The following is a 14,818-nucleotide window of genomic DNA, read 5'->3' on the forward strand; positions in this document are numbered from 1 at the left end:
CCCGAATATCCGTGCAGGGCATGTAAGTTTTGAGGAACCGTCACGATGGCCGACGACAAGCCTGAAGATGCAGGATTGGCCCCCGAGTCCGGCCGCGCCAAGCGCACCCCGCCCACCATCGACCTCGAGGCGACCGAAGTCTCCACCCAGCCGCAGGACGCGGCGGGCGAGCCTGAGGCTCAGCCAGCGCCTGAACACGCCGAGCCTGAACAGGCAAGATCCGAGAAGGCTGAAGCCGAGCCCGAGCGCAGCAAGGCGCAGGCCGCCATCGCGTCCACACCAGTGTCGCCCTGGGTCGTTGCGCCAATCTCCGGCGCGGTGGCAGCAGCGATCGTGATCGCGGTCGGCTGGATGCTGGGCTGGCCTGCGGTGCAGGCGCCGCCCGCCGCTCCGCAAGTGACGAGCGCGACTGTCGATGCCCTGAGCGGGCGCGTCGCCGCCGTCGAAGCCAAGGCCGGCAAGCCCGCGGCCGATCCCGCCACGGTCTCGCGAATCGACGCGCTGGAAAAATCCCTTGGCGCCTTGCGTAGCGACATCGCCAATCTGCGGGCGCAGTCCGACAAGACGGCGAGCGCGTTGAACGAGGTGAAGTCGGCGCCGCGGGACGGGGCCACGTCACCCGACGTCGCCGCGCTCAACGATCGCATCACCCAGCTCGAGCGCGCCGGCAAGTCCGAGCGGGCCGAGCTCGCGCAACAGGGTGAGAAGATCGCGAGCGCGCCGACGATGGATGACAAGCCGCTGCGCCACGTCGTGGCGGCAACCCTGCTCGACGTCGCCGTGCGCCATGGCGATCCCTATGCGCCGCAGCTTGCCGCGGCGCGGTCGCTCGCGGCCGATCCCGGCATGCTGAAGCCGCTCGATGTATTCGCGTCGTCCGGCATCCCGACGCCGGTCGCGCTAAGCCGCGAGCTCCTCAACATCGTGCCAAAATTGTCGCCGCCGGCGGAGGCGCCAGCCAGCGGTGCCGGCATCGTCGAGCGCCTTCAGGCCGGCGCGTCAAAGCTGGTTCGTATCGAGCGCACCGACGGCGTCGGCAACGATCGTGGCGCCATCGTCGCGCGGGTTACTGCGGCGGCGCTCCGCAACGATTTCGTCGAAGCGCGGCGCGAGCTGAAGGCGCTGCCTGAGGCCGATCTCGCCCCGGCGCAAGCCTGGCTGGACAAGGCCAATGCGCGCGATGCCGCGCTCGCCGCGTCCCGCAAATTCGCCGACGATGCCATGGCGGATCTCGCCAAGCCTGCTCAATAAGATTCGCGCAACACTCCGCGCGTATAGGGATCGCCATGCTTCGCATCGTCCTGTTCCTCGTTCTGATCGCGCTGGCGGCGGCCGGCGCGGCCTGGGTTGCCGACCAGCCCGGCGATCTCGTCCTGACCGCGGGTGGTTTCCGCGCCTCAACGACGCTTCCCAGGTTCGTGTTTTTGCTTGGCCTCTTTGCCGCGGCGGTCGTGCTGGTCTGGAGCATCCTGACGACGATCTGGCGTACGCCGGGGCGCCTGCGTCGCCGCCGCCACGAAAAACGTCACGCGCGCGGCCGCCACGCCATCACCCACGGCCTGCTGGCGATCGGCCATGGCGACACCGCGCTCGCCCGCCGGCACGCGCAGGCGGCGCGGCGGCATGCGCCCGACGATCCACTCGCGCTGTTGTTGCATGCGCAATCGGCCCAGCTTGAGGGCAATCGCGACGAGGCGCAGCGGGCCTTCCGCGCCATGGCCGAGCGCGAGGATACGCGGTTGCTCGGCCTGCGCGGCCTGTTCATCGAGGCGCAGCGCGCCGACGATGCGGTCGGCGCCGTGATGATCGCGGAGGAAGCGATCAAGCTGTCGCCGTCCTCGACCTGGGCCTCGCATGCGGTGCTCGGCTTCCGCTGCGCGCGGGGCGACTGGAGCGGCGCGCTCGGGATTCTCGATTCGAACCTATCCGCGGGCCTGATCGACAAGCAGGCCTATCGCCGGCAGCGCGGCGTGCTGCTGACGGCGCGTGCGCTGGAATTGGAAACCATGGACCGCGACGTCGCGCGCGAAAGCGTGATGGAGGCCGTCAAGCTCGCGCCGACGCTGGTGCCGGCTGCGGTGCTCGCCGCGAAATTCGAGAGCGAGGCGCACCAGGTGCGCCGCGCCATGAAGCTGGTCGAGGCGGCCTGGCTCGCCAACCCGCATCCCGATCTTGCCGACGCCTATGCGCATGTGAAGCTCGGCGATGCCGCGCGCCAGCGCCTGCAGCGCGTCGAGACGCTCGCGGCCAAAATTCCCACTGACAAGCCCGGCTACGTCGAAGGCCAACTCGCGATCGCGCGTGCCGCGATCGATGCCTCGGAATTCGCCCGCGCCCGCGAGGCGCTTGCGCCTTACGTCAACGATCCGACCCAGCGTGTCGCCTTGCTGATGGCCGAGATCGAGCGCACCGAGCATGGCGATGGCGGCCGTGCCCGCGCCTGGACCTTGCGTGCGGTCCGCGCCCGCCACGATCCGGCCTGGACCGCGGACGGCTATGTCAGCGCCCGCTGGCGCCCGGTGTCCCCGGTCACCGGCCGGCTCGACGCGTTCCAGTGGCAGACCCCGGTTGCCAGCCTGCCCTCCGACAGAAGTACCATGATCGAGGCCTCAGCCTTCGAGGAAGCGATGCTCGCGGCCCCGCCACCGAAGCGAGTGACGGTCGTGAGCGAGAGCAAGGTGGAACCGGTCGCAGCTGCGCTGGCGGCCGCCGAGCAGGACAATTCACCCCTGAAGGCCAAAGAGGAGACGACGGTCACCGCCGAGCCGGCCAAACCGGCCGCCGAGCCCGCCGAATCATCGCCGCCGGCGGCAACGCCGGTGTTCCGGACCCGTGCCGATCTCGGCAAGCCTGCGCCGGCCCCGATCCCCGCCGTCATTCCGATCATCCGCGCCCCGGACGATCCCGGCATCGATGACGAGGGTCCGAGCGATGAATTTGCGGAACAAATCGGCACGCCCAGGGCCCATGCAAAGGCCCAGGCCGGCGGCTGGCGGGGATTCTGGTCCCGCTGGGGCGCGTGAAGCCCATTTCGGACCCCGCTTGTCCTTGCCAATTCGGGCCGTGCCCGATATCAGGAGCGCGCGTATCGGGGCCGGCATTGCCCAGGCCCGGCAGGGTTCGCCGCAATAGCTCAGTTGGTAGAGCACGTCATTCGTAATGACGGGGTCGGGGGTTCGAATCCCTCTTGCGGCACCAGCCATCTCATTGAACTGAATAGAATATTTTTACGCGGCCTCGCGCCGCCTGCATCGGCTGGAGTCCGAAAGGAACCACCGCGTAACCGTGCAGATGCCTTGGTCGGCGCTCGTGGCTGATGCGAGTGCTCACGGGCGAATCCATCCGCTATTCATCCCGGGGTGCCTACCGTAAACGGCAGGCTTCCGTTTCGGCATATCGGCGATACGCGGTATCCAACCGAGTCGATATTCGCGAATCTCAATCTGCCGGGCGGCCGTGTCATCGTAGCGTATCAGCGCCGACCACTGAGCGATATTCTATTTCCCAGGATTATTCACGTCCGAAACGTCAGCGGTGATTTTTGGCTTGGTGCTCACCGGTCGATCAAACGCGTCGCCATTATTGGCGGACCGCGTCTGCGGAAAAATCTGCCTTTACAAGACCAAAGAGGATTGGCGTAGAGACGCCAACACTAAGGTTCGAACCAGTACCGCTAGTTGATGATGGCATCCACCCAGGCATAGACTGACTATCAGAACACATCCAGGAGATGTGCCATGCATCGGATTTCGTCTTAGCTTTTTGCGCTCGCAGTGTTTGTCGGCCTCGGACAAAGCTCGGGTATTTGCAGAGCAGAACCCATCATTGACGCTCAAGTCGTCCTGCAAATTTGCCAAGCTTTTTCTAACAAATCCCTGGAGAAAATGCCGGCAATCGTTTTGCCCGAAGCCGCCAAGCAGTTTCTTGAGACCTACGGCCGGCTTTCCGAGAAGTTCGACGGTTGTTTGTCAGCTATCGAGACAAAGTCATGGCGCCAAGCTGGCACGATTTTTTTGCTCCAACACACCCGTTACGAGAGCTACTGGCGCTTCTCCGCTGACGAAACCTCAATCAAAGAAATCTCGATTCGGCATTATAGACCGGTGACCTTGGCAGGTGACGCAGAATGGGAAGAACCGTTCCGAGATAGGCCACCTTCTACTTCAGCAGGCAAGACAACTCACATTTACATTGACTCACCGCCGGATAATCCGAACATCATCGAATTTTTCTATGCGACGAACCGTAGAGAGTCGGATCAGCCCGTATCCCTAGAAGACAATCCGATGCCGACCTCTAAGCGCAACAGCACTACAGTCTTTAGCTCCAGCGGTTGGACAGCCGTTAGCGGCTTCACTGGTGAACGAAATGCCGATCTCAGTTTCGGCGCGGCTCGCGTTCGCGTGCCGGAGGGTCATCAGATTGGAAAGATCGAATTGCCATCGACCATCAAAATCCTTGGTATTGCTTTTCGTAGCGATAGTGCCGATCCAACCAGGCATTTCACGGTTCGTAGCATCGCAAAAACGAGCGAAGATCAATGGATCAAATCGCTTTCTTCGACCAAGAAAAAGAGAGCTCTAATATTTGTGCATGGGTTCAATACTAAATTCCAGGATGCAGTTTTCCGCACGGCGCAAATAGTCTGGGATCTTCAATACAGCGGTGCAGCAGTTTTGTTCTCATGGCCATCTCGGGGTGAGATAGCGGACTATCTTTACGATAAGGAAAGTGCGCTTGGTTCACGCGCAGCTCTACTCCGGGTGATAGACAATCTTCGCAAAGCAAAATTTGAAAGTATCGACATAATCGCGCACAGCATGGGCAACCTGATTGCAGTCGATGCGCTTTCGAATGCTTCTGCGACTAAATCGCCCCCCTTGATTGCTCAATTCGTCATGGCCGCGCCAGATGTAGATCGCGACATGTTTCTGCAGGATATTCCCAAGGTAGCCAAAGTCGCGAAAGGACTCACGCTTTATGCGTCCGCGAACGACAAAGCACTGCAGCTCTCTAAGCGGGTTGCCGGAAACATCCCGCGCGCAGGAGACGTGCCTCCCTCCGGGCCGATCATTATCGCATCGGTTTCGACCATCGATGTAAGCGCGATCGGTGACGAACTGTTTGGGCTAAATCATAACGCGTTCGCTACAACGCGAAACGTGCTGAACGACCTTAAAATACTTATCGAAACGGGCGCCAAACCTCCGAGGTTGGCCGAGATTCGGGGTTACCCCGAGCCTCCGCAGAAGCCGATCTACTTCCGCTATAGTCCCTAGCTAGATATCGACCACCGCGCCTGTTACGGCGACCACTCCTGCCGTGAGCACGACAACGACGATCTCAGCGCCCGCGTCGACGGCGAAGCCCACCTCGACCGAGGGCCGCATCATCAGCGAGCTGCACCACCACGGCATCTACTGGTAAGCGGCCGCTCTCTCCAAAAGCAAATGGCCGGGCAAGAGCCCGGCCATCCGCATATGGGAAACCGATCCAGTTCGCTCTTACTGCGAGACCGTCTGCACCACGCTCGCGATCGGACGCGCGCTCGAGGTCGGCACCTTCAAATCCTTCAGCAGCGCCTCGTCATATTCCGGCAGCGTTTGGAAGGTGGTCTTGGCCTTCATCTGCACGATCTTGTAGCCGCCGGCCTTGAGCCGCGCGAGCAGCGTCGGCAGCGCCTCGCCGGTGTGCTTCTGGAAGTCGTGCATCAGGATGATGCCCTTGCCGAGCTTGTCGAGCCTGGTCATCACGGTCTCGACGATCTTCTCCGGCGTGGCACCCTTCCTGAAATCGAAGGAGTCGATGTCGGTCGAGAACATCGCGACGTTGCGGGTGCCGAAATAGGTCACCATCGCCGGATTGTGCTGAAGCTGCGGGAAGCGGAAGAACGGCGCCGGGTTGGTGCCGAGCGCGAATCTCACCGCGCTAAAACCCTTCTCGACCTCGTCCTTGACTTGGCTCTCGGTCATCTTCTTGCTGTTCAGGTTGACATGCGACCAGGTGTGGGTGCCGACCGTGTGGCCCTGGGCCAGCACCTGGCGCAGGATTTCCGGATGATAGGTCGCGTGCTTGCCGACCGAGAAGAACAGCCCCTTGGTGCATTCATCCGCGAGCGCCTTCAGCACCGCCGGCGTGTTGACCGGCCACGGACCGTCGTCGAAGGTCAGCACGACCTCCTTGTCGGTGAGGAAATCAAACTGCTTGAAGTGCTCGAAGCCGAAGCCCGGGCCGCCGGTGGTGTCGATCTCGACCACGCGGGCCACGCCGAGCGCGTTTGGATTGGCGCAGGTCGACTTCTGCTGCACCGGGGCGGCCGGTGCCGGCGCCGCGGCAAGTACCGCCGGCTTACCCGCGAGCCCCGCCGTGGTCTCGACGTCATCCTTGGTGGCAAGTTTGGCCGGTGCCGGCAGAGGATCGGCGGCACGGGCGGCTGTTGTCTTGGGGGCGCCCTGTTCGGCGCGCGAGGAATAATAAAACCAACCGCCGGCGGCGATCACGACCGCCGCAACTACACTGGCCAGCATCAGGCCCAACGCATTACGCATCGCTATTCTTTCCAATTACGCAACCAAACAAGCGGATTTTCCCGCGCGCCCAGCCATTAATGCGAAGGAACAGTTAACGTGACACCAACACGACAGCGGAAACGGAGGAATTTCAGAGGAGTGCGCCAAAGTGACCGAGGTCACATCTGCGGTGCCGCTTGTGACCGTCATCACGGTAGAAACTGTTTTGCTGGAGCATCGTAGTTCCCATCAACAACGGGCCCGCTCCGGCGGTGCCAATGGGAGCTTCAAATGACCAAGTCCTTCACCGACAAGTCCTTCTCTTACAAGTCCTTGACCAGCAAGATCCGTGACACCGGCCTGGCCCTCGGCTTCGCCGCCATCGTCTCGATCATCTCGACCAGCTCGAGCTTCGCCTTCTCGTCCGAAGCGCAGCAGATGTGCACCGGCGACGCTTTCCGCCTGTGCTCGTCGGAAATCCCCAATATCCCGAAGATCACGACGTGCATGGTGAAGCACCGTTCGGATCTGAGCGCCGGCTGCCGCGCGGTGATGGACAAGGATCTCGCCAAGGGCGCGTCGCGCAAGGTTGCTGACGCGCAGGACAGTCAGTAGCGGCGCGCAACGCATCCATCGTTGCATTCTCGAGCTCCTCTCGCGATGTGCCTCGGTGTCAAGCCGGGGCGTCACGCGGCGACGCAGACGCAAGCTGTCAATAAAGCCGTTGCGGCTCTGGGATCGTCGCACTAGCTTCGCCCGCACATCTTTCTGGGTAAGAGGCATTGCGCGATGACCAGATTTTTTTTCATTGTCTCATTCATCCTGTACGCATCGGGCGCGGCGGCGCAGCAGCCCGGCCACGACGCCTGCGCGCGCGACGTCACGCGCTTCTGTCGCCCGGTGATGAACAATGGCGATCAGGCCGTGCTCGCCTGCCTGAAGCAGAACCGTACGCGGCTGAGCAAAGGCTGCGACAAGGTTCTGACCGAGCACGGTCAGTGAGATGGAGCATCGTAGCCCGGATGGAGCGGAAGCGAAATCCGGGGTTATGTCCCCGCGGCGAGATTGTCCCGGATTGTGCTTCGAGGCTGGGCAAGTATTCAATCAGCTTCGAGCAGAGTAGAAATACATTCGTTGTCGTAGGCGCTGGCACGTAGAAAATTTCATCGCGGTGACTGTGAGTGTCACATAAGAGAACTACGTTCTACGAGCCGGCGGTTGCACCGAATACTTGCCCAGCCTCTTCGCTCCATCCGGGCTACGTACTGCGAAAACCTACGTGCTGCTTCCCGCCGCGGTCGCGACCACTGGCAAAACCTCCCCACTCGCACTGTCCGGAGTCTCTTCCTTCCAGCGCACCGAACCGAATGGCCGCTCCAGCATGCGGCGGATTCGCACCGGGTCGGGCCCGATGTGGAAATCGATCGCTTGCTGATGCAGCGCGCGTTCGGATTGGGTCGAACGGTTGCGCTGGCGCAGATAGTCCAGCCAGGTCGGGCAGTGATAGCGCTCGGTCCACAATTCGGGGTCGGCGATGTCGCGTGCGATCGACCAGCCGTAGGCGCCGTTACGCTGCCTGGAGAGCTGCACATCCTGCATCACATTGTGGAAGGCGCGCGCGTTCTCCTGCGACACGCGATATTCGATCTCGACCACCAAGGGTCCGCTGCGTGCCGTGAGCGACAGCTTCACTTCCGGGTCGGCCAATACCTCGGCGTCCTCGTTGCGGGCGCCGACGCGCGGCATCGCCAGCCAGATTCCGAGCAGCGGCGAGATCAGCATCAACCCGGCTGCAACCAGGAGCGCGACCTCGACGCCGGCATAATCGGTGAGGTGACCCCAACCCCACGCGCCGATCGCAATGCCGCCCGAGATCGACGCCTGGAACGCCGCGAGCGATCGGCCCGCAACCCAGCGCGGCGCCGAGAGCTGCACGCCGATGTTGAATAGCGCGACGGCGGCCATCCAGACCGCGCCGGCCAGCACCAGCGCGGCCGCTGTCAATACGGGTTCTGTGCTCAAGGCAAGCGCGGCCATCGCAAACGCCATCGAGATCGTGCAGGCGCGGATCGCCGCCTCGCCGCTCATGCGCCTGCGCAGTTCGTGGATGTTGAGCGCGCCGACCACTGCGCCCATGCCGAACGCGCCCAGCATGACGCCGTAGGTCTGCGCGCCGCCATGCAGCAAATCGCGCGCGACCAGCGGCATCAGCGCCATGATGGCGCCGCCGATCAGGCCCATCACCAGCGTGCGCAACAGCACGATCTTGATTGGCGGCGAATTGGTGATGTAGCGCACGCCCGAAACCATGGCGCGGTTGAGCTTTTCCCGCGGCAGGCGCGAAGCTTCGGTGTTGCGCCGCCACAGCAGCAGCACCACCAGCAGCGGCAGATAGAGGATCGCATTGCAGGCGAAGGCGGCGACCGCGCCGAGCGCGGCAACGATGACACCGCCGACCGCGGGACCAAAACTGCGGGCGATGTTGTAGCTGATGCCGTTCAGCGCCACCGCGGACGGCAGCGCTTCGGGCGGCACCTGCTCGCTGACCGAGGATTGCCACGCCGGGCCGAACAGCGCATTGCCGCTGCCCACCACAAAGCAGAAAGCAAGCAGCGTTTCCGGGGTGATCAGCTTGAGCCAAGCCAGCAGCGTCAGCGCAGTCGCGCCGGTCAGCGCGATCATGAGCGAGATCAGGGTCACGATGCGCCTGTCATACATGTCGGCGATGGCGCCGGCCGGCATCGAGATCAGCATGATCGGCAGCATCAGCGCGGTCTGCACCAGCGCCACCTTGTCGGCCGAGGCCGCCATTTGGGTCATCGCCCAGGCGGCGCCCACCCCCTGGATCAAGAGGCCGAGATTGGAGAGCAGGCTGGCGAGCCAGATGCGCCGGAACAGGGTGTACCGCAGCGGCGCGGTGATGCCGTCGGCGGCAATTTGACGGTTCGTCTGCTCGGTCATATCCCCTTCCAGGAGGTCTGGCAGAAATGGCTTCAGCGATTCCGGTAGGGTCAGTGATGCCTGCGAAAGTCCTTCGCTGTCCAGTGGTTAGGCCGCTATAAGTGGCGCAAAGAAATGGTTGCCGGAGAGGAACATATGAAGCTGTCGCGACGGACGATCCTGCAGGGTGCAGGTAGCCTTCCCTTCGCGGTTGCGAGCTTGCGGATCGAGGCGCTGGCGCAGACCGCGCCCGCGGCGCAGGGTTCGGAGGTGCCGCCGATCCTGTTCGTTCACGGCAATGGCGATTACGATGCGCTCTGGATGACCGCGTTGTGGCGGATGGAATCGAACGGCATCGCGCGCGAGCGCATGCTGGCGATCAATTTCACCGATCCCAATGCGCGGAGCGACGACAAGGTCGAGCAGGCCAACCGGTCCTCGACCGAGGACCAGCGCCGCGAGCTCACGGCGGCCATCACGGAACTGAAGCGCCGCAGCGGTGCGCCCCGCGTGGCACTGGTCGGCAGCTCGCGCGGCGGCTACGCGATTCGCAATGTCATCAGGAATGGCGGTGCAGCAGATGTCAGCCATGCCGTGTTGTGCGGCACACCCAATCACGGCGTTTTTGCAACCGACGACACGCCCGGCAGCGAGTTCAACGGCCGGGGCGCATTCTTGCGCGGCTTGAACGAGGGTGAGAGCGAGGTGACGCCGGGCGTGGCCTTCCTCACATTGCGCAGTGACGGCATGGACAAATACGCGCAACCCGACGGCCGCTTCATCGGGAAGCCCGGCGTGCCGACCGGCGTCACCGCCGAGGGGCCCGAGCTGAAGGGCGCCACGAATCTCGTGCTCGGTGCGCTCGACCATCGCGAGGTGGCGTTCCATCCCCGTGCCTTCCGCGAGATCTACAAATTCATCGCCGGCCGCGAGCCCGCGCGCATTGCAATCATGCCGGAGCAGAACGTCAGGCTGAGCGGCCTAGTGACGGGTACGCCGGGCGGCGTGTCGACCAACCGTCCGGTCGCGGGCGCAACCGTCGATATCTTCCGGGTCGAGCCCGAAACTGGAGAGCGCAAGGGCGGTGCAGTGCACAGCTCGAAGACCGGCGCCGACGGACGTTGGGGGCCGGCGGAGGTCGATGCCGCCTCTTCGCTCGAATTCGTCCTGACTTCGCCGGATGCGCCGATAACGCATTTTTACCGCTCGCCTTTCCCGCGCTCGTCCGACGTCGTGCATCTGCGTGCCGCGCGCCCGCTCGGGCCGGCGGACAAGGATGCCGGTGCGGTCGTGATCATGTCGCGCCCGCGCGGCTATTTTGGCCTGCCACGGGACGTGGTGCTCTTCGACGGCAGGGAGCCGGCCGACGTCAAGCCGGGCGTGCCCACGGATGCGACAGCAACCCTGCGCCTTTCGGCCGCCGAGATCGGGCGTAACGTCGTGGCCCAATTCAACGAAGAGCGGATTGTGGCACGCGTCTGGCCGGCCTCCGAGAACAGGATTGCGATTGCCGAGCTGACTTATTAGCTGTTGAGCTGCAAGCCTTGACTGCGAAGATATCTGCGGGAGAGAGCCATGAACATCGCCAGCGTGCGTCGGCCCATCGTCCCTCCGACCCCGCCGCGCGCGCCGGACGATATGTCGTTTCTCGGCCGGCTTGCGGTGATCAAGCAGAATATGATCGCAACCTGGGGGCAGCGCGCCTACGAGGAAGATGTCATCCAGGGCCGCTTCTTCTTCCGCAACAGTTTCATCCTGAATCGCCCGGACGCGATCCGGCACGTGCTGCTGAGCAACTACGAGAACTATTCGCGCACGCCGGCCGGCATCCGCATGCTGCGTCCCGTACTCGGTGACGGCCTTCTGATTGCGGAAGGCCATTCGTGGACGTTTCAGCGCCGCACCCTTGCACCGGCCTTCACGCCGAAGGCGACCGCCAACCTCGTCCCGCACATGACCGCGGTGCTGGACGAGACCATCGCGAAGCTCGAGGAGCGCACGAGCGAGCCCGTTGACCTGCGCGAGCTCATGCAGCGCATGACGCTTGAGATCGCCGGACGCACCATGTTCTCCTTCGGCATGGACCGGCATGGCCCGACCTTGCGCAATTTCGTCATGGAATATGGTGCACGGCTGGGGCGGCCGTATTTCTTCGACATGATCCTGCCGGTGTCCTGGCCGAGTCCGATGGATTTTGCCCGCGCACGCTTCCGCAAGCGCTGGACCGAATTCGTCGCGATACTGATTGCCGAGCGACGTGCCGCGGGCAAGAAGGACGGTGCGCCGCCGCGCGACCTGTTCGACCTCATGGATGAGGCGCGCGATCCTGAGACCGGCAAGGGGTTTTCCGACGAACAGCTCGTCGACGAGGTCGCGACCATGATCCTCGCCGGTCACGAGACCACGGCGACCGCGTTGTTCTGGGCGCTCTATCTGCTCGCGCTGGATCCGGACACGCAAGAGGAAGTGGCTTCCGAGACCCGCGGCGAGCATCTCGACAGCATGGCCGACATCGACCGCCAGAAATTCACCCGCGCCGTGATCGAGGAGACCATGCGGCTCTATCCGCCGGCCTTCCTGATCGCGCGAGCCGCCCGGGAAAAGGACAATGCGGCTGGCGTTGCGATCGGCAAGGGCGACATCATCATGATCGCGCCGTGGCTGCTGCATCGGCACGAGAAGCTGTGGGATCAACCGAACGCGTTCATTCCAAAACGCTTCATGTCGACCGAGGCGCCGGATCGTTTCGCCTATCTGCCGTTCGGCGCGGGGCCGCGCGTCTGCGTCGGGGCGCCGTTTGCGCAGGCCGAATCCGTGCTGGCGCTGGCGCGGCTGATCGGCGCGTTTCGAGTCGAGCTTGCCGATACCGATCCCGTCATCCCGCACGGCGTCGTGACGACCCACCCCGGCCACTCACCCATGTTCCGCATCACGCGTCGGTGACAGGCGACTGCCTGGCCAATGGCGTGATCCACCCTAGATAGAGTCCCGCCATGAGCGATATCGAAGCCCAGCTTTCTGTCCTGAAGCAGACCGCCGATCCAAAGGTGGTAGATGCGATTCAGCATCTGATCGACCACGGTGAGGATCACGAGCTCAACCGCGTCAATGTTCTCGACTTTTCCAGGCAGCACAATCTCGACGAAGAGCGGACGATCTCGGGCTTCCTGCATTCGGCCCGGCTTGGGCTGTTCGATCTCGGCTGGAATGTATTGTGTCCAGGATGCGGCGGCGTGCTCGGCGCGCACTCGACGCTGAAGGCCCTCAAGCCCGACGATTATCACTGCGCGCTCTGTGCCTGCGGCTACAAGGCTTCCGTCGACGACCAGGTCGAGGTGTCCTTCACGGTGAACCCGCGCGTACGGCGCATCGCGGCGCATGACCCCGACTCGCTTCCGGTCTGGGAATATTTCAAGCAGGTGTTCTGGAGCTCCGGCGTCGACTTCAACAAGGAATCGTTTGCGACGCTGGCCAACGAGGTGACGCTGGATACGCTCGAGCTTCCGGCCGGCGAGAAGGCGACCATGTCGCTGCAATTGCCGAGCGACTTCATCATCATCTTCGAGCCGGTGACGCACGCCGCCCAGTTCATCGATGTCCAGGGCGAGCCGACCAAGGAACGCCAGCAGCTCGCCATCATGTACAACAAGGTGCGGGCCCCGACCGGGACCGCGGTGATGCGGCCGGGTCCGTTGCGGCTGTCGCTGGAGAACCAGGCCGGCGTGCGAGTACTGCCGTCGGTGTTCATCGCGGCCGACGCGCTTCATCACCTGATAGGCAAGCGCAAGCCGTTCCTCACCGCCAAGCGGATGCTGTCGAACCAGACTTTTCGCGATGTGTTCAAGGCCGACAATCTCAGTCTCGACCAGCGGCTCCAGATCACCTCGCTGACCTTCCTGTTCACCGACTTGAAAGGCTCGACGGCGCTCTACGAGCGCGTCGGCGACCTCGCCGCCTTCGATCTCGTGCGCGCGCATTTTCACGCGCTGCTCGAGATCATCTCCTCGGAAAAAGGCGCCGTGGTGAAGACGATCGGCGACGCCGTGATGGCGACATTCGTCCGTCCCGAGCACGCGATCGTCGCGGGTCTGCGGATGCGGGCAGCGATGGACGAGCTCAACAAGCAGCGCGGCACCGCCGATCTTATCGTCAAGATCGGCATTCATGAGGGTCCCTGCCTTGCGGTGATGCTCAACGAGCGTCAGGACTATTTCGGCCAGACCGTCAACATCGCCGCGCGCGTGCAGAGCCTGTCCACGTCGCAGGAAATCCACATCACCGGACCGGTGCTGGACGCACCGGCTGTTGCCGAGGTGTTGCAGCAGCGCGAGATCAGGCCGATCCAGAAGCAGGCCGCGCTGCGCGGCATCGCCGACAAGATGGTGGTGTACGAGATACCGTAGACGTCGTCCCGGCCTAGTGCGCAATTGCGCACGGGGGGCCGGGACCCATACCGCGGAATCTGTCGGTTGCCGATGGTGCTAATCCCGAACGACCAATCTTCACCAAACCACAGCCTGTGGTTATGGGTCCCGGCCTTCGCCGGGACGACGAAGAGATTGCCGAAACGTAATGCCGTACGCGGAACTGACGCATGTTGCGGCGGTTGAGTTTCCCGCTCATATATTGCTGTAACGCCGCCTCCCCGCGGCTTCATCGATATCGGTAGGACTTTATGCTCGACGGCCTGCGCCAATTCATCGCTGACATCGTTGCTTCTCAGGCTGGCGACCGCGCCTTCGGCGACAGCGACTATCGACTGGCGGCAACCGCGCTGCTGGTCCACGTGGTTTCGTTGGACGGCCAGCCGACTGCGGCCGAGCAGCGCAAGCTGCACAGCCTGATCGAACGTCATTTCGGGCTCGATCGCGGCACTGCGGACCGCCTGATCGCGGACGCGACCCAGGTCGAGGGCGAGGCGGTCGACCTCTATCATTTCACCAGCGTCATCATGCGCTCGCTCGATGAAGAGGGGCGCAAGCGCATCGTGCAGATGATGTGGGAGCTGGTCTATGCCGACGGCCAGGTCAGCGAGTTCGAAGACAACGTGGTCTGGCGCGCCTCCGACCTGCTCGGGATCGCCCAGCGCGACCGGATCGACCTGAAGCATGCCGTTGCGGACCGCGCCGGCAATCAGGTGAAGAACGGCGCTATCGGCGGCTGACCCGCCTTAACACGGCCGATTGCGGGCCGTGCGTACCACATGACGAAATTTTAATGTCTTCGCCGTCGCTCCGGTGTCGGTTTCGCGTGAAATCAGCGGTTTTTCCTACGCTCCCTGTCGCCAGCACTAGCCGCCATGCCGCCGGCCGGCTTGCGCGGCGCGCACGCTCTATGCTCTCGTTCCGCTATTGCGGGGCCAAAAATCT

11 protein-coding genes and 1 tRNA gene are annotated in these 14,818 nt (G+C 63.4%); 10 read left to right on the forward strand and 2 right to left on the reverse strand.

The features are described 5' to 3' along the window. Positions 1-45 precede the first annotated feature (45 nt). The 4 genes from FXV83_RS33965 (at position 46) to FXV83_RS33980 (ending at position 5,279) form a co-directional block, all read left to right on the forward strand. Positions 46-1,251, forward strand: a complete 1,206-nt coding sequence (locus tag FXV83_RS33965; RefSeq protein WP_148743917.1) for a COG4223 family protein — start codon at positions 46-48, stop codon at positions 1,249-1,251. A gap of 35 nt (positions 1,252-1,286) precedes the next feature. Beyond that, positions 1,287-3,023 (forward strand): heme biosynthesis protein HemY, encoded by a 1,737-nt coding sequence (locus FXV83_RS33970; RefSeq protein ID WP_148743918.1) that lies wholly within the window; start codon positions 1,287-1,289, stop codon positions 3,021-3,023. 99 nt (positions 3,024-3,122) lie between these two features. Continuing rightward, positions 3,123-3,198, forward strand: a tRNA-Thr gene (locus FXV83_RS33975). 575 nt (positions 3,199-3,773) lie between these two features. After that, entirely contained in the window at positions 3,774-5,279 is a 1,506-nt protein-coding gene (locus FXV83_RS33980; protein ID WP_148743919.1) for an alpha/beta hydrolase, read from the forward strand. Positions 5,280-5,504: 225 nt separating this feature from the next. On the opposite strand, the gene FXV83_RS33985 is transcribed toward FXV83_RS33980, so the two are convergent. Then, a complete protein-coding gene (locus FXV83_RS33985; RefSeq protein WP_148743920.1) occupies positions 5,505-6,548 on the reverse strand; it encodes a polysaccharide deacetylase family protein in 1,044 nt (347 codons plus the stop codon). A gap of 252 nt (positions 6,549-6,800) precedes the next feature. On the opposite strand from FXV83_RS33985, the gene FXV83_RS33990 reads away from it, so the two are divergent. Both FXV83_RS33990 and FXV83_RS33995 read left to right on the forward strand, forming a co-directional pair. Continuing rightward, the gene (locus FXV83_RS33990) at positions 6,801-7,124 is read left to right on the forward strand and encodes a hypothetical protein (RefSeq protein ID WP_148743921.1); all 324 of its coding nucleotides are present in this window, start codon (positions 6,801-6,803) and stop codon (positions 7,122-7,124) included. 174 nt (positions 7,125-7,298) lie between these two features. Beyond that, complete coding sequence (locus tag FXV83_RS33995; protein WP_148743922.1) at positions 7,299-7,511, forward strand: hypothetical protein; 213 nt, start codon at positions 7,299-7,301, stop codon at positions 7,509-7,511. 273 nt (positions 7,512-7,784) lie between these two features. Here the strand turns inward: FXV83_RS33995 and FXV83_RS34000 are convergent, their stop codons facing one another. Continuing rightward, positions 7,785-9,470: an MFS transporter gene (locus tag FXV83_RS34000; RefSeq protein ID WP_148743923.1), complete on the reverse strand. Its 1,686-nt coding sequence runs from the start codon at positions 9,468-9,470 to the stop codon at positions 7,785-7,787. Positions 9,471-9,605: 135 nt separating this feature from the next. Here FXV83_RS34000 and FXV83_RS34005 point away from each other — a divergent pair, with 135 nt between their 5' ends. The 4 genes from FXV83_RS34005 (at position 9,606) to FXV83_RS34025 (ending at position 14,613) form a co-directional block, all read left to right on the forward strand. Continuing rightward, entirely contained in the window at positions 9,606-10,976 is a 1,371-nt protein-coding gene (locus FXV83_RS34005; RefSeq protein ID WP_148743924.1) for a hydrolase, read from the forward strand. Positions 10,977-11,024: 48 nt separating this feature from the next. Next, positions 11,025-12,392, forward strand: a complete 1,368-nt coding sequence (locus tag FXV83_RS34010) for a cytochrome P450 (RefSeq protein ID WP_148743925.1) — start codon at positions 11,025-11,027, stop codon at positions 12,390-12,392. 50 nt (positions 12,393-12,442) lie between these two features. After that, entirely contained in the window at positions 12,443-13,852 is a 1,410-nt protein-coding gene (locus tag FXV83_RS34015) for an adenylate/guanylate cyclase domain-containing protein (RefSeq protein WP_148743926.1), read from the forward strand. A gap of 272 nt (positions 13,853-14,124) precedes the next feature. Next, positions 14,125-14,613, forward strand: a complete 489-nt coding sequence (locus FXV83_RS34025; protein ID WP_148743928.1) for a tellurite resistance TerB family protein — start codon at positions 14,125-14,127, stop codon at positions 14,611-14,613. The last annotated feature ends 205 nt before the right edge of the window (positions 14,614-14,818 follow it).

Source organism: Bradyrhizobium hipponense (assembly GCF_008123965.1).
In the GTDB taxonomy this organism is placed as follows: Bacteria; Pseudomonadota; Alphaproteobacteria; order Rhizobiales; family Xanthobacteraceae; genus Bradyrhizobium; species Bradyrhizobium hipponense.

Excerpts from the sequence above, each read along its gene's own strand:
- FXV83_RS33965 (WP_148743917.1), top strand. The coding sequence starts at position 46 with ATGGCCGACGACAAGCCTGAAGATGCAGGATTGGCCCCCGAGTCCGGC.
- FXV83_RS33970 (WP_148743918.1), top strand. The coding sequence starts at position 1,287 with ATGCTTCGCATCGTCCTGTTCCTCGTTCTGATCGCGCTGGCGGCGGCC.
- FXV83_RS33985 (WP_148743920.1), bottom strand. The coding sequence starts at position 6,548 with ATGCGTAATGCGTTGGGCCTGATGCTGGCCAGTGTAGTTGCGGCGGTC.
- FXV83_RS33990 (WP_148743921.1), top strand. The coding sequence starts at position 6,801 with ATGACCAAGTCCTTCACCGACAAGTCCTTCTCTTACAAGTCCTTGACC.
- FXV83_RS33995 (WP_148743922.1), top strand. The coding sequence starts at position 7,299 with ATGACCAGATTTTTTTTCATTGTCTCATTCATCCTGTACGCATCGGGC.
- FXV83_RS34000 (WP_148743923.1), bottom strand. The coding sequence starts at position 9,470 with ATGACCGAGCAGACGAACCGTCAAATTGCCGCCGACGGCATCACCGCG.
- FXV83_RS34005 (WP_148743924.1), top strand. The coding sequence starts at position 9,606 with ATGAAGCTGTCGCGACGGACGATCCTGCAGGGTGCAGGTAGCCTTCCC.
- FXV83_RS34010 (WP_148743925.1), top strand. The coding sequence starts at position 11,025 with ATGAACATCGCCAGCGTGCGTCGGCCCATCGTCCCTCCGACCCCGCCG.
- FXV83_RS34015 (WP_148743926.1), top strand. The coding sequence starts at position 12,443 with ATGAGCGATATCGAAGCCCAGCTTTCTGTCCTGAAGCAGACCGCCGAT.
- FXV83_RS34025 (WP_148743928.1), top strand. The coding sequence starts at position 14,125 with ATGCTCGACGGCCTGCGCCAATTCATCGCTGACATCGTTGCTTCTCAG.